Origin of the sequence: Pollutimonas thiosulfatoxidans, assembly GCF_004022565.1 — a bacterium.
In the GTDB taxonomy this organism is placed as follows: Bacteria; Pseudomonadota; Gammaproteobacteria; order Burkholderiales; family Burkholderiaceae_B; genus Pusillimonas_D; species Pusillimonas_D thiosulfatoxidans.
Window position 1 is genome coordinate 3,351,819 of record NZ_CP022987.1, and the last position, 23,821, is coordinate 3,375,639.

The window sequence follows — 23,821 nt, forward strand, 5'->3', positions numbered from 1 at the left end:
TGCGTCACGTATAATCCTAGCCTTGATCCGCCCGTTCTTATCAACACCTACTTAAGCCCGGACCTCGCTTTGAATCTCCCCGAGTTAATTGCACCCATTGCAGACGACATGAAAGCGGTCGATGCGGTTATCCGCGCCCGCCTTGATTCCGAGGTCGTGCTGATACGCACCATCGGTGACTACATCGTCGGGGCCGGCGGCAAACGCATGCGACCGGCGCTGTTGCTGATCATGGCCAAAGCCTTGGGTTACCAAGGCACCAACCACCATCTGCTGGCGGCCGTGGTGGAGTTCATCCATACCGCCACCCTGTTGCATGACGACGTCGTGGATGAATCAGACTTGCGACGCGGGCGCAGCACGGCCAACGCCGTCTTTGGCAACGCCGCCAGCGTGTTGGTGGGTGATTATCTGTATTCGCGCTCGTTCGAGATGATGGTGGAGTCGAACTCCATGCCCGCCATGTCGGTCCTATCGGCCGCCACCACCGTCATCGCCGAAGGCGAAGTGCTGCAGTTGCTTAATGTGCACGACCCCGATGTTTCGATGGAGCGCTACCTGCAAGTGGTGCGTTACAAGACAGCCAAGCTGTTCGAGGCGGCAACAGAAGTTGGCGCCATCGTCGGCGGGGCGACAACCGCCCAGCAGGCGGCCGCTGCCGCCTATGGCCGGCACATAGGCACAGCCTTCCAGCTGATCGACGACGTGCTCGATTACAGCGGCGACGCCGATGCGCTGGGGAAAAACGTGGGGGACGACCTGCGCGAAGGCAAGCCTACCTTGCCATTGATCAGAGTAATGGAGGTGGGCAGCGCCGCACAGAAGCAACTGATACAAGACGCCATCCGCACCGGAGAGGCCGATTTTTCAGCCGTGGCCCGCGCCATCCAGGACACCGAGGCGCTGGACTACACCCGCGTAGCAGCAACCGCGGAAGCCGAGCTGGCACGCGAGGCCTTGCAGGGTTTGCCTATTTCCGTTCATCAGGAATCTTTGCTAGAATTTTGTTCTTTCGCGATAGAACGCGATCGGTAAAAATCCCGTTGTTGCGGGCGCAGCTTTCAGGGCGTACGTGACAAGCTTATGTTGCAAGTCGGGGCGTAGCTCAGCCTGGTAGAGTACTGCGTTCGGGACGCAGGAGTCGCATGTTCGAATCATGTCGCCCCGACCAGTAGTTCCATATTAAGCCCTTGCTATGCAAGGGCTTTTTGTTTGAGCTGCGGGGTATTGGTGCATAGGTCCTCGCGCATGGGGGAAACGCAGGCGCAAACATAGTTTTGATGTAATATGATGCATATATTGATGCTGGATTAATGGAGACGACAATGCGAACTACAGTAACGATTGACGATGCATTGTTTGAAAGAGCGCTGCAAGTAGCTGACCCAGGTATCGAAAAAGCCGATCTTATTCGTGAAGCCGTCAAGACGTATGTGCGTGTACAGTCTGCGAAACGGCTTGCGGCTCTCGGGGGGAAGCGCCACAAATGCCTGATATACCGCGCCGCCGACAGGAGCCCGCCGAAGCATGAATGGTGTATTGGTTGATACTTCGGTATGGGTCGATCACTTCCGACGGGAGAATCAAGGATTGGTCTATTTGCTGGAGCGCGACCGTGCTTTGGTGCATCCCATGGTTCTTGGTGAATTGGCCTGTGGAACCCCACCCAATCGGGCACGTACTCTGGTCGATCTCGATAGCCTGCAGCACTCCCAACAAGCAACCCTGAAAGAAACCTTGGATTTCGTTGAATCCGAAAAACTTTACGGTTTAGGCTGCGGGCTGGTTGATATGCTGCTCTTGGCTTCGACCATGATGACGCCACAAACTGAGCTCTGGACATTGGATAAGCGCCTTTCAGCCTTGGCAGAACGCTGCGGAGTGATGCACCGGTCAGCTACTCGCTGAACCTGCATCACCGCCGGTTTGCAAGCATAAGAGGTGGCTTAAGGCGACGGATTCGGATAACGTAGATGGATGGCCTGGATGGCTTCCAGCATTTCTTCTGATAGCGTAACGTCGACGCTGTCGATATTTTCCTTCAACTGATCCAGCCCGGTTGCGCCTATCAGGTTACTGGTGACAAAGGGCTGCTGGTTAACAAACGCCAGCGCCATGGTTGCAGGAGATAAGCCGTGGTCACGTGCCAACTGCACATACTCGGCCGTAGCACGTTCAGCCTGGGGCTTCGAGTAGCGGTCGAAACGCGTGAACAGCGTCATGCGGGCACCGTCTGGGCGGGCGCCGTTCAGGTATTTGCCCGACAGCACACCCATGGCCAAGGGCGAGTACGCCAGTAGCCCCACGCCTTCCAGGTGGCTGAATTCGGACAGGCCGTTCTCGTAGATGCGGTTGAGCAGACTGTAGGGGTTTTGAATAGATACGATGCGGGGGAGCTTACGCGTTTCGGCGAACTTCAGGTATTGCGCCACGCCCCAGGGTGTTTCGTTGGATACCCCAATATGGCGTACCTTGCCCGCCTTGACGAAGTCTTGCAGGACCTCAAGGGTTTCCTCAACGGGCACTGTGTAGGCGTCAGCCTTCCAGGGGTAGTTTGGGCGGCCGAATGTGGTGGTGGTGCGATCCGGCCAGTGCAATTGGTACAGATCAAGATGATCGGTCTGCAGGCGTTTCAGGCTCGCGTCCAGCGCTTCGGTCATGTTCTTGCGATCCAAACGCGTCTGGCCGCCACGAATATGGCCAGGGCGTTTCGGGTCGGTGGCGGGGCCCGAGACTTTGCTGGTCAATACGATGTCCTTGCGTCGTCCGGTTTTGGCCAGCCAGGTGCCAATATACGTTTCCGTGCGGCCTTGTGTCTCCGGCTTGGGCGGCACGGGATACATTTCAGCGGCATCCACCAGGTTCACACCCTGCGTCAAGGCGTAATCAATCTGCTGGTGAGCTTCGGATTCAGTGTTCTGCTCACCCCACGTCATGGTGCCCAGGCCGATCAGGCTGACATCAAGGTCTGTGTGTCCAAGTTTGCGGTATTTCAAGGTAGTGCGCTCCGGCGGAATGGTTTCTTTCAAGGCCGGCCGGCGTGCCGACGGTGGCGCCGATGTTAACACCGCCGTGTTATATCCGTGACTTGCAGCACGATGTCCCACAGGGGTACGGTCGCTGCCATAGCTACTGTCGATTGTCTGCGAGATTGACAATACACCCGATGCTCAGGCCAAAGGGCTAGGAAGGCGTTCGGGACGCAGGGGTCGCATGTTCGAATCATGTCGCCCCGACCATATCCATCGATAGACGGCCCGTGTTAGCAGGGAGCGCAGTACGTCTAAACTTCGAACCGCGGATCAATGCGATCATTCACGCTTAATAGTTAAGACATTGTTTTCTGCGATAGTAAGGTTCGCAATGGCTTCGGTAATCTTCCTGGCGTGATCCATCACCACATTGGCAATCAGTTCTTCCCCTACCCACGGTGGAGCAGCGGTCGGAAATGCCAACACTAAGCTGCCCAAGACTTCGTTCTCTTCATCGAAGACGGGAGCAGCAACACCGGTGACACCCTCATCCAGCTCGCCGCGGGAGATATAGTGCCCCGCTCGTCGAATCTGTGCGAGCTCCTTACAGAATGAGTCCCAGTCGGCACCTACTTCATCACGCGCTGAGTCGCCCTCGTTCAAGTCATAAATCCGGCGCAATTTCCTGCGATCAAGGTAAGCAAGCGTGGAACGAGCCTGAGACCCCTTGAACCACGGCATTTTTCGACCTGGAACAAAATTAAGATCTTTAAGGTCGCTTCCTTTTGCATAGTAGATGTTGATCAGATTCTGTCCGTAAACCTTGGAAAAGAGGACATGGCAGCCACTTTTGGTACACAAGTCGCTCATGAGTGCCTTGGAGGCAGAAAGAATCGGATCAAATTTATTGATGAGATAGCCGAGCTCTAGTACCTTCGGCCCAAGGGTATAGCAACCGGACACTCGTGAAAGCATGCCCATGTCGCAAAGATCTGCAACATAGCGATAGGCGGTAGGCGTGCTAATCCCCAATAGCCGCACTAGATCGTTTAGGGTAATTAACGGAGTATCCTCGCTGAAGAGCTCCAGAATAGCGCCGACTCTTTTCAAAACCGATGGCTCGGTGATAGGGTGATTTCCTCTTTTCGTCAATCGATCGCTGTCAGAACCTTGCATGGTTTTTTATTTCCTTTATTGAGCCGACACAGCGCCATCAGTTCGACTCAAAAACTTAGCGGCAACATAGCCGAAGGTCATGGCGGGCCCGATAAGAGATCCGCCTCCTGGATATCTGCCGTTAAACACGCTGCTCATGTCATTGCCAACCGCAAACAGGCCTTCAATAGCTACCCCATCTTCGCGCACTACTTGTGCATTCTCGCTGGTTTTAATGCCAGCAAAGTTTCCTATGTCTCCGGCGTACATCCATACGGCGTAAAAAGGCGCTTGTTCCAATGGGGCGACGTTGGGATTAGGGGCCGTTAGATCACCTAAAAAGTGTCCATACGCGCTTTTACCTTTGCCAAATGCCGGGTCCAGGCCATCACGCGCGGAAATATTGTATGTGCTAACAGTATTCGCGAGGACGTCCGGGTCAATATGGGCTTTCGTAGCCAACTCGGTGACGGTGCTTGCTGTTATTAAATATCCGCTAGCCTCAAGTTTCTTCGTGGAGAGAAACGGCTTTGCGTAGCCCAACCCGTACTTACTGAACGCTTTGTGATCGCAAATCAAATACGCACCGGCTGGGCGTCCCGCCTCCGGCATAGAGATGAGCTTCTCAACAAAATCATGGTAAGAGAGACTTTCGTCGGCAAAACGCTCGCCGTTCCGCAACACAGCGATCATTCCAGGCTTGCCTTGGTTGACCGAATGAAGGAATGGTCCCCATGTACCGTCAGGCCTAGGAACCTTCGAGATGGGCATCCAAGCGCCCGCGTTTGTAACCCCAGTGTCAACATGTCCGCCAGCGCTCTCGGCGAGTCGTGCGCCGTCACCTTCATTTCCAGGTGTCGTAAGTGACAGGTGCTCACCTGACCGGGCCGGGTGTTTATATATGGCACTGCGTCGGTTCACGTCATGACTGAAGCCCCCACTTGCCAAAACCACCCCTTTCTTAGCTCGGACATGGATCGGTTGCCCATTCTTTACTACCACGGCTCCAGCTACTCGCCCGCCTTCCATCAATAGCTCGGTGGCCGGGGATGAAGTCCAAAGTGATCCACCTTTATCGAATAGCGCTCGCGCGAGTCTTGCGATAAGGGCATTGCCATTTACCAGGTGTTGACCGCGACCAAATCGAAGGAGATCCAAGCCATACTTGGCCAACAAGGTGATAACACGGACTGTAGAGCGAACGGATCGGCCAAATCGATAAAAATGGCTTAGATCAGAACCTGAACTGATGCCCATGCCAAAGAGCGACAACTCTCTCGGCAAGGGCCGAAGTCTGGGCAACTCGTCACCAAGAATACTTGCGCTGGTTGGCTTCACATGCAGCGAGCGCCCGCCTTGAGAGCTCCCCGGTAGGTCAGGATGATAATCGGGCATTTGAGTGGCGACCATGAACTCCACGCCAACCTTATTGACGAAGAAATCGACCATCTCGGGGCCTGACTTCAAATACTGACTCAAAAGCGCGGAGCCATACGAATCACCCAGCTCATTCCTTAAATACGTCCGGATGCTGTTGGCATCGTCCTTGATACCTTCTTTTTCCGCTAGCCGATTACCAGGTATCCAGATGTACCCTCCCGACCTCGAAGTCGTACCTCCGAAGCAAACGTCTTTTTCGACCATCAGAACGCTCAGCCCCTCGTCGAGGGCCGTTATCGCAGCGGAGAACCCTCCTGCGCCGGAGCCGATGACGAGTACGTCGTACTCAGCTTGATTGTTAATCTTGTGCATTTGCTACCCCTGCGGACTTTACTATCATGCGACCTCCAACCAGTTCCGCCGGACTTCTGCGTCGGAACGTAGCTCTTCGGGGCTGCCATTAAAAACGATGATCCCTCGCCCCATGACCAAGCAACGTTGGGCGATGCGAAGTGCGATTGTCATCTTTTGCTCCACTAGGACAATTGCTACACCTCTTTTGTGAATATCGAGCAAAACGCTAACTAGATGCTCGACGATTTGGGGAGCCAATCCTTCCGTGGGTTCGTCAACTAATATGGCTTTCGGATTTCCGAGCAATGAGCGGCAAAGCGTCAGCATCTGTTGCTCTCCGCCCGATAGATTCCCGGCTTTCGCGCCACGTCGTTCATGAAGGCGGGGAAAATAACCGTACATCTCATCGATCGTCCACCGGGGGGTCCCGGCTTTGGGTTTTCCGATGCCGATGACGAGATTCTCTTCGACTGTGAGGTTATCGAATATTAGGCGTTCTTCGGGCACAAAGCCCAAACCGGCTCTCACAATCTCATGGGATGGTAGGCCAACAAGTTCGCGGCCGGCCAGCTTGATTGAGCCTTGTGACGGTTTGACTAATCCGACGATTGCTTTGAGCATCGTCGAACGGCCGGAGCCATTGCGGCCAAGGACGCTTATGATCTCGCCTTCGTCCAACGTCAGGTCAACTCCGGTCAGAACGTGACTCTTCCCATAGTGCGCATTCAATCCTGTGACTTCAAGCAAGCTCATGATGACGCCTCACCTAAATATGCCTCTTGAACGCGCTTATTCTGCCGGATCGCCTCGGGCTCACCTGTTGCGATGATTTCGCCATAAACCTGGACGGAAATCCTGTCGGCCAATGAAAAGACGACATCCATGTCGTGTTCGATGAGGAGGAGTGTTTTACCCTCGGTAACCCGACGGACAAGGTCCACGATGTACATCGACTCTTCCCGCGACATCCCGGCCGTGGGCTCATCCAATAAAATCACGTCACCGCCCGAGGCGAGGGCCATCGCGATCTCCAATGCCCTTTGCTCGGAGTAAGTCAGATCGCCTGCGAGATTATCTCGAACCGATTCCAGCCGGATTTGTTCAATCAACGCGTCCGTGTCGCTGATTATGTCCGCTTGGCGGCTGGCCAGTTTGAGACTAAAGCGCTTATGGTGCTTAGCCATAACGCCGATTCTGAGGTTTTCAAACACAGTCATTTTGGGGAAAATAGTGGTGATCTGAAATGATCGCGATAACCCCAGTCGACTAATCCGATGAGAGGCCAAGCTCGTAATCTCTTGGCCTTTCAGCCAGATGCTTCCTGAAGACGATGGCAGCAGCCCAGATATCAGGTGAAATAGTGTCGATTTCCCGGCGCCGTTTGGCCCGAGGATGGCGTGCCGCTCACCTTGTTGAACTTCTAATGTCAGTCCGCGAATGATCTCAAGTGAGCCGAAGCTCTTCCGAAGGTCAACCGTCTTAAGCACAGTGGTCATACGGAGCCTCCCTGGGGCGACATCGTTAAGCCAGGCGTTCGGCGATGCCTGGATATTCGAACTATCAATGAAACTGAAAGAATCACGATGGCGGAGGGCACCGCCCAGACAATCAGCTCACTAGGGGTCCAAGCTCGCCCGAAGAGCTCGACGTCGTGCCATATGCCCGTGCTATCCAAGAGCCTTTGGTAGTCGCGAGATAAAATGGTGTTTATCAGTTCGCACAAGAAAACCGTTGCCGCCGTGATAGCCAGCATCGGTGCCAGCATAAGCGTGCGTTTTATATTGCGATCACGAAGACGCTCGGTTCCATCGGTTTGCTTCACTAAGCCGGATATGCCGTAAGGGGCATACATCATGATAAGCACGAATATGATGCCCTGATAGAGCAACCAGAGGCGAGTCATATCGGACACAACGTGCCCGAAAAACGTCATTGCTGCTCCACCGATTGCTGGCCCGAGAAATGTTCCGATCCCCCCGATGTAGGTATACAGAACAGCGCTAGCTGAGAACGTAAAACTGAAGAGTTCGTAGCTGGCCGACTCGTTTGCCATCGCTAACAGCCCGCCGGCGACCCCAGTAAACATACTAGAGATGGAGAAGATCAGAATTTTCGTCGCATGTACGTTATATCCGAGGAATGCGAGCCGCCGCTCGTTTTCGCGCAGAGCCACGGTTACCCTGCCGCTAAGAGTTTGCGTGTACAGATACATGATGGCAGCGCACAACGCAACCCAAACCAGGATCAGGTAGTACACCTCAATTTCTTGACCAAAGCTGATTCCAGCCCACGGCATGCGCATGGAGGACACCCCTGTTTCCCCACCAAAAACAGTTTGCAGGTTGGGGGCCACAGTATGAAACAGTTCTGCTATCGCAAGCGTAACCATCGAAAAGTAGACGCCGCTTCGCTGGGTGGCAAAGAAACCCGCGACGACGCCAGTCGCTAGTCCAGCCAATGCCCCAAAAATTGGCAGGAAGGGTGTAGAGACTGCAAGGTTTCCATCAGCCACTGCATTCATGGCATGAAGCGTTGCGAACGCTCCGATTGCGAAATATGCGGAATGCCCAAAAGACAGCATTCCACCCTGCGCCAACAGGAGACTGAACGCAAGGACGAAGAGGGCGGAAATTAGTACGTTGGATAAGCCACTGATGGCATATGAAGGGAGGAATAAGGGAACAATCATCAGTACCGCCAAAATGAGCGAGTACATTGGCACGTTTCTTTTGAACTTCATCTTCAATTCCTCTCGCCCATTAGACCTGCGGGACGGACCAGAAGCACAACGAGCATAAGCAATACAGGCATTGCAGCTGAGAACGTAGAGAGTTCCAGATTCATTAGCCCGCCCATTGCCATAGCCGTTTCATTCAGCCCAAATATCCCTGCAACGTCAGCCAACGAGAACTGCAACCCGACGGAGAACGATGTGATCATCCCGATCAGCAGTGACGCGATCAGGGCACCTCCTAAAGAGCCTAGGCCACCCACAACCACAACGACGAACACGATGAGCCCCATTTCTAAGGCCATGTTAGGGTTTGTAGTTAGCAGTGCCCCGCCGACGGCGCCGGCAAGGCCAGCCATCCAAGCGCCTAAGCCAAATACGCTCATAAAAACAGCGGGGACATTGTGGCCCAGTGCCGCAACCATGTCCGGTCGACGTACCGCGGCGCGAACAATAATTCCGACTCGGGTATAACGCAGGACAAGAAATAAAATTACAAAGAGAAGGAATGCGGTCAAGCCTACGAACAATCGGTAGGCAGGGAAGTCGGTTCCAAATAAACTGAACGCGGTGAAGGCGAGCTCTGACGGCGGACGGTAAGCTACCGGTGCATTGCCGTAGAACATTTTCACGACTTCTTGAAGTAGAAAGAAAAGCCCAAAAGTCAACAGTAGTTCATGGGCATGCCCATGGCGGTGCACCCGGCGCAACATGAAGTGCTCTACGAAAATTCCAAGAGCCGCGACCAGCAAGGGAGCAACGACCAGCGCCCAGAAGAAACCTATAAAGCCACTTAACGTATACGCCAAGTACGCTCCGAGCATATAGAACGAGACGTGCGCAAAGTTAAGTACACCCATCATTCCAAAAATTAGCGTCAATCCGGCGGAGACGACAAACAGCAACAAGCCGTAAACCAGTCCGTTTAACGCGGAGGTAATAATGAATTCCATCGATGATCCTTGAGCCAGGGAACAAAACGGCAAGGGCCACGTCTTGGGGTATACGCTGGTCAGTTAGGTTGCGTACCCCTTTGCCATGCCCCTGCCGGTGGCCGGTTTAACTCGGACGCTGCATTTTGCATTGCTGAGATGGCGGAGCTGCTGCGTCTTCCGCAGATACCACCTTTATCAGCTTGAAGCCCATATCTGTTCCGTCCACGTGGAACTTTGCGTCCTTACTCACCGTGCTGACTGTAATTGGCAAAAGCGCTTGATGATCTTCCGAACGGATCGACATCTCGCCGAGCGGAGACTTCCAGGTCGTCGTTTCAAGTGCTTGTACCAACTTCAGCATGGGAAAATCTTCTTTGCCATCGTAGTCAGCTTGCTGAAGCGCTGCGTTCAACAATGAAATAGCGAATGCACTCGTCGGCTCTTCCGACGTCGGATAGTGACCGATTTTCTTTTTGAAATCCTCGATAAACGCAGTGCCTTGTTCGCCTCCGGCCTCAATGTTGTAAGGTTTCACGAGATAAGCACCCAAGGCGGCGGGGCCCGCGTTGCTAAGGGTTCCAGTGGTATCGAGCGACGTATTGCCAATGCGAGCGTCGAGGCCGGCCGCACCGACAGCCCGCAATAGCAGTATGACGTCGTTCGCCCAGTTCCCAGTCAGGATGGTTTCTGCGCCTGATGCCTTGATCCGAGCCACATAGGGTGAGAAGTCCTGAATTTTATTTGTGTCATGCAGCACGGATCCGACTATTTCTCCCCCCCATTTTTCTACTGCCTGTGCCTGTGCCTTCTGCATGTCATGACCGTATGAATAGTTCTGATTGATCGAGAAGATCTTGTCGCTTAGAACACCTTCCTCTTTCATGACTTTGACGAGAGCCCCCATACGAATGTACGGATTCGTGCCAAGCCGGAATGACCAGTAATGGCATTTCTCTCCGGTGAGTTCGGCCGCTTCAGATCCCACGTTGTAGTAGATGACCTCTTTTCCCGGATTCCTGATATTGAACTTACGAATCTCTTCGCTCAATTGGGCGGCAACGACTGAAGAGGCTGCCGAAGATACAACGCGTGCGCCTTGAGCAATGGCACTCTTAAGCCGGTCCGACACGACGGTCGGCCCGCCGTTGCTATCGAGCTCGATGAGTTCAAGGATTGGCCCTTTCGTTCCCGCGTCTTCGTTGGCCTTCTCAATACCATATCGCACCCCCTCAACAAATGGGATGCCGGTCTGAGCCATGGGGCCAGTAAAGTTTTCGATCATTGCGATCTTTAAGGGTGCGGCGACACTTACGCTAGCGGCTAGGCCAATACTTACTGCAGCAGCGTTTAGCAAAAATTTCTTGGGCATGTAACTCCTCTCCATTACTTTTGGTTTGAGACGCATTCACTGGTTTTTGGATATCGAATAATGCGATAAAACTTCTAACTCACACGTATTTGACGTGAGATTATCATATAGCAATAAATTTAGGGGCGATCTTTTTCTTTGAACGGGAAAACCCTACTGCTTGCGAGGCCGACTTACCCTGTTGTTTGGATAGGCTCAATTGCAGCGGCCTCCGCGATCAGCTTGCGCACTTGTTCTAGATCTGTCGTGTTGATAATGAATAGCAAAGCAAGGCGCGCCAAGAACAGCTCTGCCCGCTCCTTGCCGGCCTCCGTCATGGTGTTACAAAGCTCGGTATAAACGAGATCAAGATCTTCTGGTTTCATGCTGCAACCTCCAGTTCGCGGGTGGCAAGAACGGCTTCGACTGCCGCCTCAATCACTGCTGGTTCGAAATTTTTCCAACGACCCAACACATGGCCATCGGGCCGGACGAGATAACATGTGTTCAAGGCAGCGCCATACATTTGAAATAAGCGGCCACTTTCATCCCATGCGTCCACTGAGGCATCTTTGGCTGCAGTGGCAGCGAGCGTCAATACGCGAAACGGCACGCCTCTGGTATCCATAGCACTTTGCAATTTGAGCGTATCTGCCGACCCACCTCTGCCGTCCGTGAAAAGCATTACCGTAAATACTGGTGCTATCAGATCGGTCAAGTGTGCTTGGGATGCCTCATCATCGTCTTGAATGGTTACGGGGCTTTCTACCAGCACAGCACCAGGGACCGGTCCATTGCTGAACCACTCTTTATCAACATCTGGATGGTTCAGGGGAGAATTCAAATACGTTATCGTCGCAGTCTGGCGAGGATTTATCAGCGGGCGAACCTCAGAATGGTTTAGCGCAAGTGTTAAGACCGCCGTACGCATTAGCTCGAAAGCGAACGTTGGCGGTGCCATAAATTCGGTGCTTTTCGTACCGTAGCTCAGGTTCTCCCGGGTGGCATAAACCCGCTCCTCCGAGTACGTATCGAGCAGGTGCTCATCGGCCAGGCCTTTTATGACATAGGCAAGCTTCCAGGCAAGATTATCTGCATCATCGATACCCGAATTCGCACCGCGCACACCAAATATAGGCACCAAGTGCGCTGCATCCCCAGCGAACAATACGCGACCGTGCCGATACTTCTCCAGGGAAAGCGCATGCGCCTTATACATGGTGATCCAGATCGGTGACCATTGACCGGATTGGCCTATCATCTCCAGATGGCTTTGTACGCGCGGTATCACGTTCTCTGGCTTTATTGCTTCGTCAGGATCCTCGTTCTGGCCGATCTGATAATCAACGCGCCAGACTCCGTCTGGTTGCCGGTGCATCAAAATAGAAGAACCAGGATTAGATGGGGGGTCGAACCAGGCCAATCGCTCCGTAGGCAAGTCTGTCTCTAGCGCTATATCGACAATGACATAACGTCCTTCATAGCTGGTTCCCTTGAGCTCGAGCCCTAACTCCTCGCGAACTATGCTTCTGCCGCCATCGGCCGCGACCAGCCAGTCTCCCTCGATCAGGTGCTCGCCCTTGTCAGAGACCAATTTCAATGTCACCTTATCGTCAAGCGCGTGCACTTCGGTGACGCGAGTCGCCCAGCGGATGTCAATAAGGTCTGACCGACGTTCTGCTTCGTCTAGCAGAAATTGTTCAATGTAGAACTGCTCGATATTGAGCATTGGGGGAAGTTTCTGGTTGTCGTCATGGGGCATCTTGAAATGCAGCACCTCAGTATTACGGTAGTAGCTACGCCCCCCGGTCCATGGCAGCCCCTTTTCTGTGAAACCGTGCAAAGCACCCAGGCGCTCCAGGATCTCTTGGCTACGACGCGAGATGCAAATCGCACGACTACCGGAGCAGACAGAATCGTCTGCCTCGATTAAAACGCAAGGAATGCCATGGTTAGCCAGCCCTAAGGCAACGCAAAGTCCCACAGGACCTCCGCCCACCACAATGACCTTTTTGCGCTCTGCTTCTTTGCCGTCAACAAGGACCGGTAACGTTGCCTGATAGGTCTTAGCTTTGAAAGGGTAATCTGCGAACTGATAGCTCATGCCGGTTGTAATCCTGTAATGCAGTAATCGTGAAGGTTTACGCAAAGGTCGTCATTGACGAGATCGCCGCTTTGCTCGAAGTAGCGCCTTGCTCAGACGAAGCGGCTCTTGCCACCTGCTTGCCGCAGAGATAGCCGAAGGTCATAGCGGGACCAAGCGTAGCGCCGGCGCCTGGGTATGCGCCACCGAAAATCGACGCAGAATCGTTGCCCACGGCGTATAGATTTGGAATTGGCTGACCATGGATATCCAGCACGCGCGTTTCCGAGTCAGTGTCGATACCAACGTAGGTGCCCAAGTCTCCCGGAAGTACCTTCACCGCATAGAAAGGTCCATCCTTCATCTCGCCCACACAAGGGTTCGGGGTAAAGTCGGAATCGCCAAGCAGGCGCTGATAGGATGTGGAACCTTTTCCCAGTGCGTCGCGGCCTTCCCTGGCGTCCGCGTTGAAGCGCGCCACGGTGGCCTCTAGCCTGCCAGGTTGGATGCCAGCGCATCTCGCTAACTGCTCAACCGTGCTTCCCCGCAGTAGATAGCCAGAGCGAATGAATGATTTGTAGCCCAATGGCGACGGCCTAACCGCACCAAGTCCGTAGCGACGTAACGCGCGATGGTCGCACATCATGAAGCATTGGACGTCTTGGCGCCCATCGCATGCATCGATCAGGGCTCGAACGAAATCATGGTAGTTTGTACTTTCATTGACGAACCGCTCGCCATCTACGGTCACAGCCAGCACTCCAGGCTTGGCTCGATCAATCAAATGGAAGAATCTTCCCGTGGATCCATCTGGCCTCTTTATGATTGATACAGGCGCCCACGCAGCGGAGGAGGAGAGGTTTTCATTGATGCGTGCACCGTGCGAGATAGCCATTGAGGTTCCGTCCCCTGTATTAGCAAAAGGCGCTAACGAGACGTGATGGTTCCGCTCGGTAGGGTGGCCGTAATACTTCGCTTTGAGTTCCGAATTTTGTGGAAAGCCGCCAGCTGCCAGAACAACGCCGTGCTTGCCGAGAATTCTCTCGCGCTCACCGTTTGCGTCGACCACAACGCCTACCACCGTGTTGTCTTCGCGAACGAGATCAACGACACGTGTTGATGTTCGGTAAGGGATCTGCATGTCGAGAACAGTGCGGAACAATCGCGCCGCCAACGCGTTCCCATTGACCAACCGGGTGCCTCGTCCGTGGCGCAGGATGGAGAACATATGGTCCGCGATTTTTCCCATCACGAAGGCCGCTGAGCGTAAGGAACGCGTTGCATTCAGGAAATGTTTTAAATCAGGCCCGCTGTTAAGTCCCATCCCCATGAAGGTGGACTCGGGCATGGGCCGAGCGAGCTGTGATAATGCCCTACCCAGTTTCGCGCCGTCGAACGGCTTGGGATGTATCGACCTTCCTTGTTGCGCTCCCCCGGGGTGATCGGGGTGATAGTCTGGGTAGTTGTTGCCGAAATTGAAATCGACAGCTGTATGCTGTCGGAAGAAACTCACCATCTCTCCCGCGTGGGCAAGGAAGCTGTCTACACGCTCCCCGTCGAAGTGAGGCCCTGCTTCATTGGCGATATACGTGCGTGCCGCCGCTAAGGAATCATTGACGCCAGCGTCTTGGGCCAATTCATTCCCGGGGACCCAAAGCCAGCCCCCGGACAATGCCGTGGTGCCCCCAATGACGTCTGCTTTTTCAAGAATCAGAACAGATAGACCAAAATGGCCAGCTGTAATCGCGGTCGCTAAGCCCGCAGCGCCCGAGCCTACTACGATCAAATCATAGTCTGTTGTCATCCTCATCGCTCCCCCGTATATCGTCTTGTTCGACATTTTTATCAATTATTGCGAAAGTCGTAAGGTTAGCAGAGAGAATTATGCGGGTAAAGGGTGTCTTCTCTATCTTAAATATCATTCGGTGATAATTGGCGCCTCCATAAGGCGATATGCGGGCCCGACGCATGTCGGCATTTATCGGAAGCCAGCCGTGTTGGAACGTACCGACGTGACCGCGCAAAGTTGCTCCGATCTCGGCGCTCTGCTTCACCCACGCTGCATGAGCATTAAGCTGCGGGTGGAGTGATCTCGATTAGCTTCACCTGCCCCTTAAGCTGCTCCCGTAGCGACAAGGTGTAGGAATGGATGGCGGCCTTGGAGGCGCCGTAAGTTCCGGCATCGGATCGCGGCACGAAGGCCAGGCCGGACGATACATTGACCACCACAGGGTTCGCTCGCGTCGTCAGATGATTGATCAGTGCATTGGTCAGACGGATGGGCCCGAGCAGGTTGGTGGTGATCTGCGCCTCGGCATCATGGAGATCGCGGGCTTTGCTCAAGTCTTCATAACGCATGATGCCGGCGTTGTTGATCAGGACATTAAGTTCGGGGTGCTGCTTCACGACTTGCTGCGAGAAGGTGCTGATGGCAGCGGGGCCATTCTGCGCCCGGCTACGATCCGCGCTGCCCAGATCATTGAAGCGCCTTGCCAGTTCGCGGCCAATGCGAGAGCCTCCACCCGTAATGAAAATGGTGTTGCCCGTTAATTGCATGGTGTCAACGCGTTCGGCTTGGCTGGCCGACGAGTTATGGTTCTCAGGGCCATGCACGGCGCCCGGAGTGCTCAACGTCCAAACCGGCTGTGTCAAGCCGATGTTGCTATTTTGTATTGATCCCGCCCACTACGCTTGGCGTCATACAGCGCATCATCGGCCTCCTTCAAGGTCGTACTGATGGGCGTGTCGCCTCCCGGCCAGTACGCAATGCCCAAAGACAGCGTGATCTTGCCTACTTCAGTCATGCTGGTGTTTGCCGCTACAGCGCGCAGGCGCTCGGCAGTCAGAGCGGCAGTGGCCGTGTCGGCTCCGGGCAGCAGCAGCAAAAATTCGTCACCGCCGGCACGGCATAAGGTGTCGCCTTGCCCGGTGTTGGCCCGCATCAAATCCGCCAGGGCCCGGATCACATCATCTCCAACGCCATGCCCGTGGGTATCGTTGATCAGCTTGAAGCGGTCGACGTCCAGAATAATGATGGAAAACGGTACGCCTGATGCAGCGTGGCGTACAAGAACCTCTTCCAGACCGCGCCTGTTGAGCAAACCGGTCAAGGGGTCGGTAGAGCTGTCCGCATGCAGCCGCTCTATCTTGGCCTGCATGTACTTCACGCCCTTCAGCAGTGCGCGGCGCAATTGATCGGCTTCAAAATACCAAGATCGCGTGGTGGCGATGGAGCCCTCGGCATCTTTGTTGTTCATGTTTCTGGCATGGCGGGCCAATTGTCGTAATGGCTTTGCGATGGCGTTTGCGGCTATCCATGTCAGAAGCAGGGTCAGTAAGCCCAGCGGCGCAATCTTGGAAAAGACATCGAACACAAAGTCGTCCAGTGCCGCCAGGGTAGACGACCTGGCGCGCTGCATCACAATGCCCCAGCCGGCTTCTGTAACGGGTGCGTGGCCGGCCAGCATCGCGACGCCCTTAGAGTTGACCGCGGGCATCGCGCCGTGCTGGCCAAGAACGACCCTATCAATCACAGGATTGCCCGAAATGATTTCACCCACGCGTTGCATTTCGGGGTGGTAGATCAGGGTTTTATTACGGTCCACCACGTAGACATAGGATCCGTCTTCATAGTGATGGTACTTGAGCACGTTATGCAGCAGATTTTGTTCTTCGAGGTAGATTGCGCCAGCGACATAACCCAAATAAGTGCCGTCCACCGCAAATAGCGGATGGGACATGCTGACGACATAGTTGCCCGCCGGAGAAACGAAAGGATCGGTGACGATAGGCCGCCTGGCGTGCAGCGATTGCATGGCGTTGGCCGTGCCAAGTTTTACGCCTTCGATTGCCAGCGTGGCGGGTGCAGCCGAAACAATTACTCCATCGGCATTGACGACCACGACAGCGTTGAAAGCGTTGGCCTGGCTGAGCAGGCGGCTTGTTTCCTGATCCAACACCTGCTCGTCGTTCAATAGGTCGGGAAGCAGCGTGGCGCTGTATGCCAGCTGCTTACGGGCCGATCGGAGAAAGGCATCGCTGATTTCGGCCAGCTTGTTGGCATATGCCAGGTTAGAGTTCAGCGCATTCGATATCAGTTCATTTCGCTGGACCTGGTAGATGGCATAAAGGCTGTTGGCCAAGGTCACCAATATGCCCGCTACCGACAGGAACACTATCAACTGACGAAGGTTAAGCCTGGAGGAACGACGTGAGCTCATTGATGGCCATGTATATTTTGTATTCGGTACGCTCGCGTTGCACCAACCTATAAAGCTCCCGAACCTCGCCCGGCGCTTCCGCCTGCTGCAACGCTGGCCCCATCACGGATTTTGCCATGTCCGCCGAGTATTTGTATTGGGGCAAAATCGGTTTGAGCATATAGAACACGAGAAGAGTGGTGCTCTGCAGGGATTAACCTTTGCAAAGCGTGTATAACTGACTAAGTCAGCGCGAGTTATGCAGAACTGAGGCACGTTCTTGAGATGACGCGCTGCACGCCTCAAGCCTGCGTCTGAAGATTAGGGGGTACTAATGAAAATCCAACTCAATACTGATAGCCATATCGTGGGCTCGGAAGCACTTACTGCGGAAGTCGAGCGAAAAATTGGTGGCACGCTAAAGCGCTTTGCTGATCGTGTGACTCGGGTCGAAGTTCACTTGAGCGATTTGAACAGCACGAAAACCGGGCCGGACGATAAGCGCTGCTTGGTGGAGGCGCGAGTCGCGGGGCTGCAACCCATTTCGGCCAGCCACCAGGCGCCAACACTGGCTCTCGCAATTGATGGAGCCGGTGAAAGGATGGCAAGTGCTCTCGATACTGCCTTTGGCAAACGCGACGCCGCGCGGCACGATCCAATAGTTCCGCTGGATGATACCGACCCTGCCTAGGATGATCTTGCAGTGCTAATTCGTGTTCTACAGGAGAGATATCTATGCCAACACTTCAAAGGCTGAATGAGTTATTGGACCCGGCGCAGGCAGGTCCATGTGTTTCCATTTATCTACCGACTCACCGGCAGCACCCCGATAACAAGCAGGACCCGATTTTGTTTCGCAACCTGGTCAAACAGGCCGAAGACTCGTTGATCGCCCAACACTCAAAAGGCGACGTAGCACAGATGCTTGTGCCCTTTTATGCTTTGGCCGCCGATGCGAACTTTTGGAACCACACCACTGACGGGGTGGCCATATTTGGCGGCAATGATTTCTTTCGGGTCATGCATCTTCAAAGGCCTACGGCGCCGCTTGCGATTGTCGCCGACAGCTTTCATATCAAGCCTATTTTGCGCGTCCTGCAGTCCGCCGATCGTTTTCAGGTTCTCAGTGTTAATCGGCAGTCGATCCGACTGTTTGAGGGCAATCGGGACAAACTGGATGAAGTGAAGCTCGCCGCCGACGTACCGACGAGCGCCAGCGATGTGATCGGCGATGATTTGCCCGAGCCAACGAGCCGTATGCGTACGGTGGGTGCGAGTCCGGCCGGAGGCGGCAATCGCGCTACAGGTGATGTGCGTTATACCCATGGAGCAAAGGAAGAGGTCATCGATCCGCAGACCGAGCGTTTCTTCCGGGCAGTCGACCGTGCCATCTCAACATACCATTCCAAGCCATCCGGCTTGCCACTCGTTCTTGTGGCATTGCCAGAAAACGCCGCGATGTTCCGAGCGGTGAGCCATAACGACCAACTGCTTGAGGAAGGTATTCAAGTTGATCCCGACTCTTTGTCCATCGATGAGTTACGTTCGCGGTCCTGGATAGCGATGGAGCCGATTTATATTGGTCGGCTTGCCGGGTTTATCGATGAGTTCAACGCTGCACGGAATGCGCAGCAAGCCAGCGCTGATTTGTCCGATGTAGCAGCCGCCGCCATAGCGGGCCGGGTGAGCGTACTATTGCTCGAGGCGGGTCGGCAGTTGCCCGGGCGCATAGACCCGAAAACGGGTGCGTTGCACTCGGAAGGTGCCCCAGGGACGGATGACATGCTCGATGATCTGGCAGAGCAAGCGCTACGAACCGGTGCCGAGGTAATTATGGTGCCGGCCGAGCGCATGCCCACTACGTCGGGCTTGGCCGCGATTTATCGCTTTTAGATCAAGCAGCAGCCGCCAACATCAAGAGACAGTAGCGGCTGCTTTGTTTCGGATCGCTTGAGCATTAAGTCGCCCAAACACATCATCAAACCGCCCCTCCCGCTCGGCCCAACGCAAGAACCCCGCCTGCGGCACCACGATCTCGTCCGGTGTGGGTTGCTGAGCGAACAGTCCCATCACCCCATCCATGAAGTCATCCAGCGGCATATAGTCTTCTCGGCTGGATTGCCCGGGCGTAAGTTCGGTCTGGACGGCGGGTGGAATGATCTCGATTACCTTCACCTGTCCCTTAAGCTGCTCCCGTAGCGACAAGGTGTAGGAATGGATGGCGGCCTTGGAGGCGCCGTAAGTGCCGGCATCGGAACGCGATACGAAGGCCAGGCCGGACGACACATTGACCACCACAGGGTTTGCTCGGGTAGTCAGATGATTGATCAGCGCATTGGTCAGGCGGATGGGTCCGAGCAGGTTGGTGGTGATCTGCGCCTCGGCATCATCAAGATCGCGGGCCTTGCTCAAGTCTTCAAAACGCATGATGCCGGCGTTGTTGATCAAGACATTAAGCTCGGGGTGCTGCTTCACGACTTGCTGCGAGAAGGTGCTGATGGCAGTGGGGTCGTCAACATCCAGCGTGTAGGCGTGCATGTTCTGGCGGTCGGCAATGGTCTCTTGCAGCGGGGCCATGCTGCGCCCGGCTACGATAACCGTGTTGCCCAGATCATTGAAGCGCCTTGCCAGTTCGCGGCCAATGCCAGAACCTCCGCCGGTAATAAGAATGGTGTTGCCTGCTGATTGCATGGTGTCAGCGGGTTCGGCTTGGCGGGCCGACGAGTTTTGGGTTTCCGAACCATGCGCGGCGCCTGCAAAGATCGTCGCGCTTAGGGTCGCCGCTGTAACTGCGGTTCTGATCGGAAGGAAGACCCTGCGCAGGGTTGTCAAGCTTATGTACGACATGATTATCTCCGTTCGAGGTAGGCGTCAGCCATGGCGCCTGTTGCGGTTGAATGTTTATTGAGCGTTTGCGATGCCTCCAACGCCCGCTCGCGGCGTCCGAGAAAAAAACCACAAAGTCCCCAGCCCGCGGCGAGGAAGGCGCCGATGACCATGGCGGCGGCGGGGCTGTCACTGACGACGTCGATGGCGCGTTTCAGCCAGGCACTTACGGCGTCCCCGCCGCGATAGACGACAGTGTCGATGAAGTTCTTGGCCTTGTATTTCTCTTCAGCCGGGATGACGGTGTAGAGCATCTCGCGTCCGGGTCGGACCAGGGCGTATTCGCCTACGCGGCGCAGCACCATGACGACGACGAAGATGGCGAACATGGGTGCGATGGCCAGCGCCACAAACCCCACGGCCATGGCCACCGGCACAGATACCAGCAGAACACCCACGCCCAGTCGTTTTGCCAATCGACCGGTAACCAGCACTTGGCAAAGCAGCGACAAGGCCTGCACCACGGTATCTATCAGGCCGAAGACGCGGGTTTGTTGGGTGGGATCCGGAAAGTGCTGGGCAACCAGACGGGCTTGTTCGAAATACAGGAAAGTATTGATGCTGGCCAACAGGATGACGAACAGCGTGATTCCCAATAGATAGGGGGAGCGCAGTGTCGCTGTGGCACCCGCGAATGGGTTACCGCCCAGCGGCTTGCGTCGCTCTACCGGAGTATCTGCATCTTCTTCCAGAGGGTGCGCGTCTTTCCAGCGATGCAGCCATGCTGCGGCGCTTGCGCTGGCAAGCAGCAGTAGTGCGGCAATCAGCAGCAGGCCGGCATGGCCCATGGGGCCGACCAAGACCGCGCCCAGTATCGGCCCGACCAGCCCGCCTATGCTGGCGCCGCTGGCGATCAGTGCGAACGTGCGCTTGGCTTGCGAGGCGACCAGAACATCGGCCAGCACACTCCACGCCAGCGATATCGCTATCAAGTTAAAGACCGACAGCCAGATGTAGAAGACTCGTGCCGACCAGACATTGCCGGGCGTTGCCCAGAAGCTTGCTGCGAAGCCAAGCAGCACTGCGGCGCATCCGGCATAAACCCATGGCAGCAAGGTACGTCTTGGCAACTTGGAAGCCAGCCAACCGAATATCGGCAAGGTAAGCAGGGTGGCAACGAAGGTTCCGGTAAACAGCCATTGCAGGTTGCGTACGCCGCCGGCTATGCCCATGGTTTCGCGCACCGGGCGCAACATGAAGTAGGCGGTGAACAGCAGGAAGAACATCAACAGACCGGCCAACACGGCCTGGACTTCCCGCTGTTCGACATTGAACAGTCTTGCAATACCCCGTGGTGCCGCGCTGGAAGATGCAGCCATCTCAATTCTCCGTCGATGCTCGTTAGACGGATATTAAATTCGACACTCTCTTTTGGGAAGTAGGCACTAAAAAGTTATATACTAACCAGGTGGAAAGCGAGCCCCATTTCTCTCGGTGGGAAGGCTCTTGTTAAGTATTGGAAGAATGAACATGGCTACGAATACCGCCCAACACCTCGCCGTCCGGCAGCAGTTATCCGAAGAGCAAAAGCTCGACCCGCGTGTCGAAATGCTGGTCACTGAAATCATCGCCCGCGTCGCAGACAAGTGGACCATGATCATCCTGGATGTTCTCGCGGAGCATGGTGAACTGCGGTTCACGCAACTGTCCAGGCTGGTGACCGGTATCAGCCAAAAAATGCTCACTCAGACCCTGCGCGAAATGGAGCGCGAGGGTCTGGTAATACGTACTGTCCATCCGGTAATACCGCCTAAGGTCGAGTACCGCCTGACCGATCTGGGCTTGAGCCTGGGCGCGGCGTTCTGCGGGGTGTGGATCTGGGCGGAGCAGAACCTGGACACTATCGAAGAAGCACGCGCGCGGTTTGATAAGCGGGCCCTGGCGAAGAACTAACGCGTTGACCCTCGGCACGCGGCTTGCTGGTGGGCTCCCGTATTACGCAGCGCATGGCGCATGCACCCGAGGAGGAGAAGATAGTGGCCCACATCATCGAACACCGATATTCTCGAACGATCTACCCGCTGCATGCCGTGTTGCTGGCCGGGACCGTTCCGCTGTTTATCGGGGCGGCACTGAGCGATGCCGCCTACGCGTCTTCCTACAACATCCAATGGAATAATTTTGCGTCCTGGCTCATAGCCGGCGGCTTGCTGCTGGCTGGTATTGCACTGATTTTTGCAATCGTCGACCTGTGCATCGCCCATCGACGCTCCAAGGGCGCTGTGGTGTACACGGTAATACTGCTCGTGACTTGGGTGGTGGGGTTTTTGAATGCGCTCATGCACGCCCGCGACGCCTGGGCAAGCATGCCTTCCGGCTTGGTCCTGTCAATTGTTGTTGCCCTGCTGGCCTGCGTGGCGACATGGTTCGGCTTTTGCACACCGCGCATCGGAGGACGAAATGAGACGCTATAGCCTAATCACGATAGTCACGCTTTCTGCCTTGCTTGCCGCCTGCGGAGGCGAGACGGAACCGCTGCAGTATGGCGCTGCGCCGCAACTGCCTGAGCCTGAACGCGGCTTGATGCCCGACATGGTCATTGCGAAGCCGGCGGCCTGGGGCGACAAGGTCCCCACAGTGCCTGGGGGTTATACGATTAGCGCTATCGCCACTAATTTGAAGATTCCACGCCAGACATTGGTACTGCCCAACGGCGACATACTGGTGGCCGAAGGCAGGGGCGGCAGCGCGCCCGATCTGAAACCCAAGGACGTCATTGCCGGCTATATCAAGGCCCAAGGCAATAGTCCGGGCCCGGGCGGCAACCGCTTGACCTTGTTGCGCGATGCCGATGGCGACGGCACGTACGAGCTGCAAACTGTTTTTGCCGACAACCTGAATGCGCCTTATGGCATGGCCTTGGTGGACAACAATCTTTATGTGGCCAATCAAGATGCTCTGGTGCGATTCGATTATCAGGAAGGCCAGACCGAAGCTGGCGGCCCGCCAGAAACCGTGACGCCTCTGCCGTCGGCTATCAATCATCATTGGACCAAGGCGTTGGCAGCCAGTGAAGATGGCAACTATCTTTATGTGGGCATAGGTTCCAACAGCAACATCACCGAGCGCGGCATGACGGCAGAGGTCGACCGCGCCGTGATATGGCGGGTCAATGCCAAGACGGGCGAGCATAAGCAGTACGCCACCGGCGTGCGCAACCCCACGGCGCTGACCATACAGCCCAATACCGGCCAGCTATGGGCAGTGGTGAATGAACGCGACGAGATCGGACCGAACCTGGTTCCTGACTACCTGACCACGATACGCGAAGGCGGCTTCTATGGCTGGCCCTACAGCTATTGGGGTCAGAACGTGGATGATCGCGTCCGCCCGCAAAACCCGGAGAAAGTCGCTACGGCAATCACGCCCGATTACAGCCTGGGCGCGCACGTTGCGGCGCTAGGGGTCGATTTTTCCGAAGAGGCGATGGGTGGCGACTTCACGGATGGGGTCTTCGTGGGCGAACATGGCAGTTGGAATCGTAAGGATCCCGTTGGTTATAAGGTTGTGTTCGTGCCGTTCACCGACGGTCGTCCTTCGGGGCCGCCGGTCGATTTCGTGGCAGGCTTTCGTGACGAGGATGGCACGACACGTGGCCGCCCGGTCGGTGTAACGGTGGACCCACGCGGTGCGCTTATCGTTGCAGACGACTTGTCCAATACTATCTGGCGCGTAACGCGAGCACAGGGCGGATAAATTCTAAGCCTCCGTAGAGCAGCGAAAGCTGGCAGCGGCCGTCGGTTACCGGCGGTCGCTGTTTTAAGCCAGCCCGCCCAGG

General features: G+C 55.4%; 23 protein-coding genes, 1 tRNA gene and 1 pseudogene. 9 read left to right on the forward strand and 16 right to left on the reverse strand.

Annotated elements, in window-relative coordinates; translation table 11 throughout:
• The first annotated feature begins 69 nt into the window (after positions 1-69).
• The 4 genes and pseudogenes from CKA81_RS16165 to CKA81_RS16180 all read left to right on the forward strand — a co-directional run bounded on the left by CKA81_RS16165 (position 70) and on the right by CKA81_RS16180 (position 1,908).
• On the forward strand, positions 70-1,035 hold the full coding sequence (locus CKA81_RS16165) for a polyprenyl synthetase family protein (RefSeq protein ID WP_128356225.1): 966 nt from the start codon (positions 70-72) through the stop codon (positions 1,033-1,035).
• A gap of 59 nt (positions 1,036-1,094) precedes the next feature.
• Positions 1,095-1,171: transfer RNA gene (locus CKA81_RS16170), tRNA-Pro, on the forward strand.
• A 154-nt stretch (positions 1,172-1,325) separates the two neighbouring features.
• A pseudogene (locus tag CKA81_RS16175) lies at positions 1,326-1,531 on the forward strand (type II toxin-antitoxin system VapB family antitoxin).
• Complete coding sequence (locus tag CKA81_RS16180) at positions 1,528-1,908, forward strand: type II toxin-antitoxin system VapC family toxin (protein ID WP_128356226.1); 381 nt, start codon at positions 1,528-1,530, stop codon at positions 1,906-1,908. The pseudogene CKA81_RS16175 and the gene CKA81_RS16180 overlap by 4 nt, the downstream one beginning before the upstream one ends.
• A 38-nt stretch (positions 1,909-1,946) precedes the next feature.
• Here the strand turns inward: CKA81_RS16180 and CKA81_RS16185 are convergent, their stop codons facing one another.
• The 14 genes from CKA81_RS16185 to CKA81_RS17130 all read right to left on the reverse strand — a co-directional run bounded on the left by CKA81_RS16185 (position 1,947) and on the right by CKA81_RS17130 (position 17,338).
• Positions 1,947-2,996 (reverse strand): NADP(H)-dependent aldo-keto reductase, encoded by a 1,050-nt coding sequence (locus CKA81_RS16185; RefSeq protein WP_128356227.1) that lies wholly within the window; start codon positions 2,994-2,996, stop codon positions 1,947-1,949.
• A 315-nt stretch (positions 2,997-3,311) separates the two neighbouring features.
• Entirely contained in the window at positions 3,312-4,148 is an 837-nt protein-coding gene (locus tag CKA81_RS16190) for an IclR family transcriptional regulator (RefSeq protein WP_128356228.1), read from the reverse strand.
• Between the two features lie 15 nt (positions 4,149-4,163).
• Positions 4,164-5,879: an FAD-dependent oxidoreductase gene (locus CKA81_RS16195; RefSeq protein ID WP_128356229.1), complete on the reverse strand. Its 1,716-nt coding sequence runs from the start codon at positions 5,877-5,879 to the stop codon at positions 4,164-4,166.
• Positions 5,880-5,903: 24 nt separating this feature from the next.
• Positions 5,904-6,614, reverse strand: a complete 711-nt coding sequence (locus tag CKA81_RS16200; RefSeq protein WP_128356230.1) for an ABC transporter ATP-binding protein — start codon at positions 6,612-6,614, stop codon at positions 5,904-5,906.
• The gene (locus CKA81_RS16205) at positions 6,611-7,357 is read right to left on the reverse strand and encodes an ABC transporter ATP-binding protein (RefSeq protein WP_128356231.1); all 747 of its coding nucleotides are present in this window, start codon (positions 7,355-7,357) and stop codon (positions 6,611-6,613) included. The genes CKA81_RS16200 and CKA81_RS16205 overlap by 4 nt, the downstream gene beginning before the upstream one ends.
• On the reverse strand, positions 7,354-8,601 hold the full coding sequence (locus tag CKA81_RS16210) for a branched-chain amino acid ABC transporter permease (RefSeq protein ID WP_128356232.1): 1,248 nt from the start codon (positions 8,599-8,601) through the stop codon (positions 7,354-7,356). The genes CKA81_RS16205 and CKA81_RS16210 overlap by 4 nt, the downstream gene beginning before the upstream one ends.
• A 2-nt stretch (positions 8,602-8,603) precedes the next feature.
• A complete protein-coding gene (locus tag CKA81_RS16215; protein ID WP_128356233.1) occupies positions 8,604-9,545 on the reverse strand; it encodes a branched-chain amino acid ABC transporter permease in 942 nt (313 codons plus the stop codon).
• A 106-nt stretch (positions 9,546-9,651) separates the two neighbouring features.
• Positions 9,652-10,896 (reverse strand): ABC transporter substrate-binding protein, encoded by a 1,245-nt coding sequence (locus tag CKA81_RS16220; RefSeq protein WP_128356234.1) that lies wholly within the window; start codon positions 10,894-10,896, stop codon positions 9,652-9,654.
• A 173-nt stretch (positions 10,897-11,069) separates the two neighbouring features.
• Positions 11,070-11,261 (reverse strand): hypothetical protein, encoded by a 192-nt coding sequence (locus tag CKA81_RS16225; protein WP_128356235.1) that lies wholly within the window; start codon positions 11,259-11,261, stop codon positions 11,070-11,072.
• Positions 11,258-12,979 (reverse strand): FAD-dependent oxidoreductase, encoded by a 1,722-nt coding sequence (locus CKA81_RS16230; RefSeq protein WP_128356236.1) that lies wholly within the window; start codon positions 12,977-12,979, stop codon positions 11,258-11,260. The genes CKA81_RS16225 and CKA81_RS16230 overlap by 4 nt, the downstream gene beginning before the upstream one ends.
• Before the next feature lie 37 nt (positions 12,980-13,016).
• Entirely contained in the window at positions 13,017-14,762 is a 1,746-nt protein-coding gene (locus CKA81_RS16235; RefSeq protein WP_199287550.1) for an FAD-dependent oxidoreductase, read from the reverse strand.
• Between the two features lie 266 nt (positions 14,763-15,028).
• Positions 15,029-15,589 (reverse strand): SDR family NAD(P)-dependent oxidoreductase, encoded by a 561-nt coding sequence (locus CKA81_RS16240; RefSeq protein ID WP_228255746.1) that lies wholly within the window; start codon positions 15,587-15,589, stop codon positions 15,029-15,031.
• 17 nt (positions 15,590-15,606) lie between these two features.
• Positions 15,607-17,178: a sensor domain-containing diguanylate cyclase gene (locus CKA81_RS16245; RefSeq protein WP_128356237.1), complete on the reverse strand. Its 1,572-nt coding sequence runs from the start codon at positions 17,176-17,178 to the stop codon at positions 15,607-15,609.
• Positions 17,150-17,338 (reverse strand): hypothetical protein, encoded by a 189-nt coding sequence (locus tag CKA81_RS17130; protein ID WP_164878432.1) that lies wholly within the window; start codon positions 17,336-17,338, stop codon positions 17,150-17,152. Before CKA81_RS17130 ends, CKA81_RS16245 begins: the two co-directional genes overlap by 29 nt.
• 153 nt (positions 17,339-17,491) lie before the next feature.
• On the opposite strand from CKA81_RS17130, the gene CKA81_RS16250 reads away from it, so the two are divergent.
• Both CKA81_RS16250 and CKA81_RS16255 read left to right on the forward strand, forming a co-directional pair.
• Positions 17,492-17,848, forward strand: a complete 357-nt coding sequence (locus CKA81_RS16250; protein WP_128356238.1) for an HPF/RaiA family ribosome-associated protein — start codon at positions 17,492-17,494, stop codon at positions 17,846-17,848.
• Positions 17,849-17,892: 44 nt separating this feature from the next.
• Positions 17,893-19,050, forward strand: coding sequence for a baeRF3 domain-containing protein (locus CKA81_RS16255; protein WP_128356239.1), 1,158 nt, complete (start codon positions 17,893-17,895; stop codon positions 19,048-19,050).
• 21 nt (positions 19,051-19,071) lie between these two features.
• On the opposite strand, the gene CKA81_RS16260 is transcribed toward CKA81_RS16255, so the two are convergent.
• Both CKA81_RS16260 and CKA81_RS16265 read right to left on the reverse strand, forming a co-directional pair.
• Positions 19,072-20,004, reverse strand: coding sequence for an SDR family oxidoreductase (locus CKA81_RS16260; protein WP_228255747.1), 933 nt, complete (start codon positions 20,002-20,004; stop codon positions 19,072-19,074).
• A 2-nt stretch (positions 20,005-20,006) separates the two neighbouring features.
• The gene (locus tag CKA81_RS16265) at positions 20,007-21,362 is read right to left on the reverse strand and encodes an NTP/NDP exchange transporter (protein WP_128356240.1); all 1,356 of its coding nucleotides are present in this window, start codon (positions 21,360-21,362) and stop codon (positions 20,007-20,009) included.
• A gap of 151 nt (positions 21,363-21,513) precedes the next feature.
• On the opposite strand from CKA81_RS16265, the gene CKA81_RS16270 reads away from it, so the two are divergent.
• From CKA81_RS16270 to CKA81_RS16280, 3 genes are all read left to right on the forward strand, one after another.
• Positions 21,514-21,936: a winged helix-turn-helix transcriptional regulator gene (locus CKA81_RS16270; protein WP_128356241.1), complete on the forward strand. Its 423-nt coding sequence runs from the start codon at positions 21,514-21,516 to the stop codon at positions 21,934-21,936.
• Between the two features lie 83 nt (positions 21,937-22,019).
• On the forward strand, positions 22,020-22,457 hold the full coding sequence (locus CKA81_RS16275) for a DUF2231 domain-containing protein (protein WP_128356242.1): 438 nt from the start codon (positions 22,020-22,022) through the stop codon (positions 22,455-22,457).
• A complete protein-coding gene (locus tag CKA81_RS16280) occupies positions 22,444-23,739 on the forward strand; it encodes a PQQ-dependent sugar dehydrogenase (protein WP_128356243.1) in 1,296 nt (431 codons plus the stop codon). Before CKA81_RS16275 ends, CKA81_RS16280 begins: the two co-directional genes overlap by 14 nt.
• Positions 23,740-23,821: the final 82 nt, after the last annotated feature.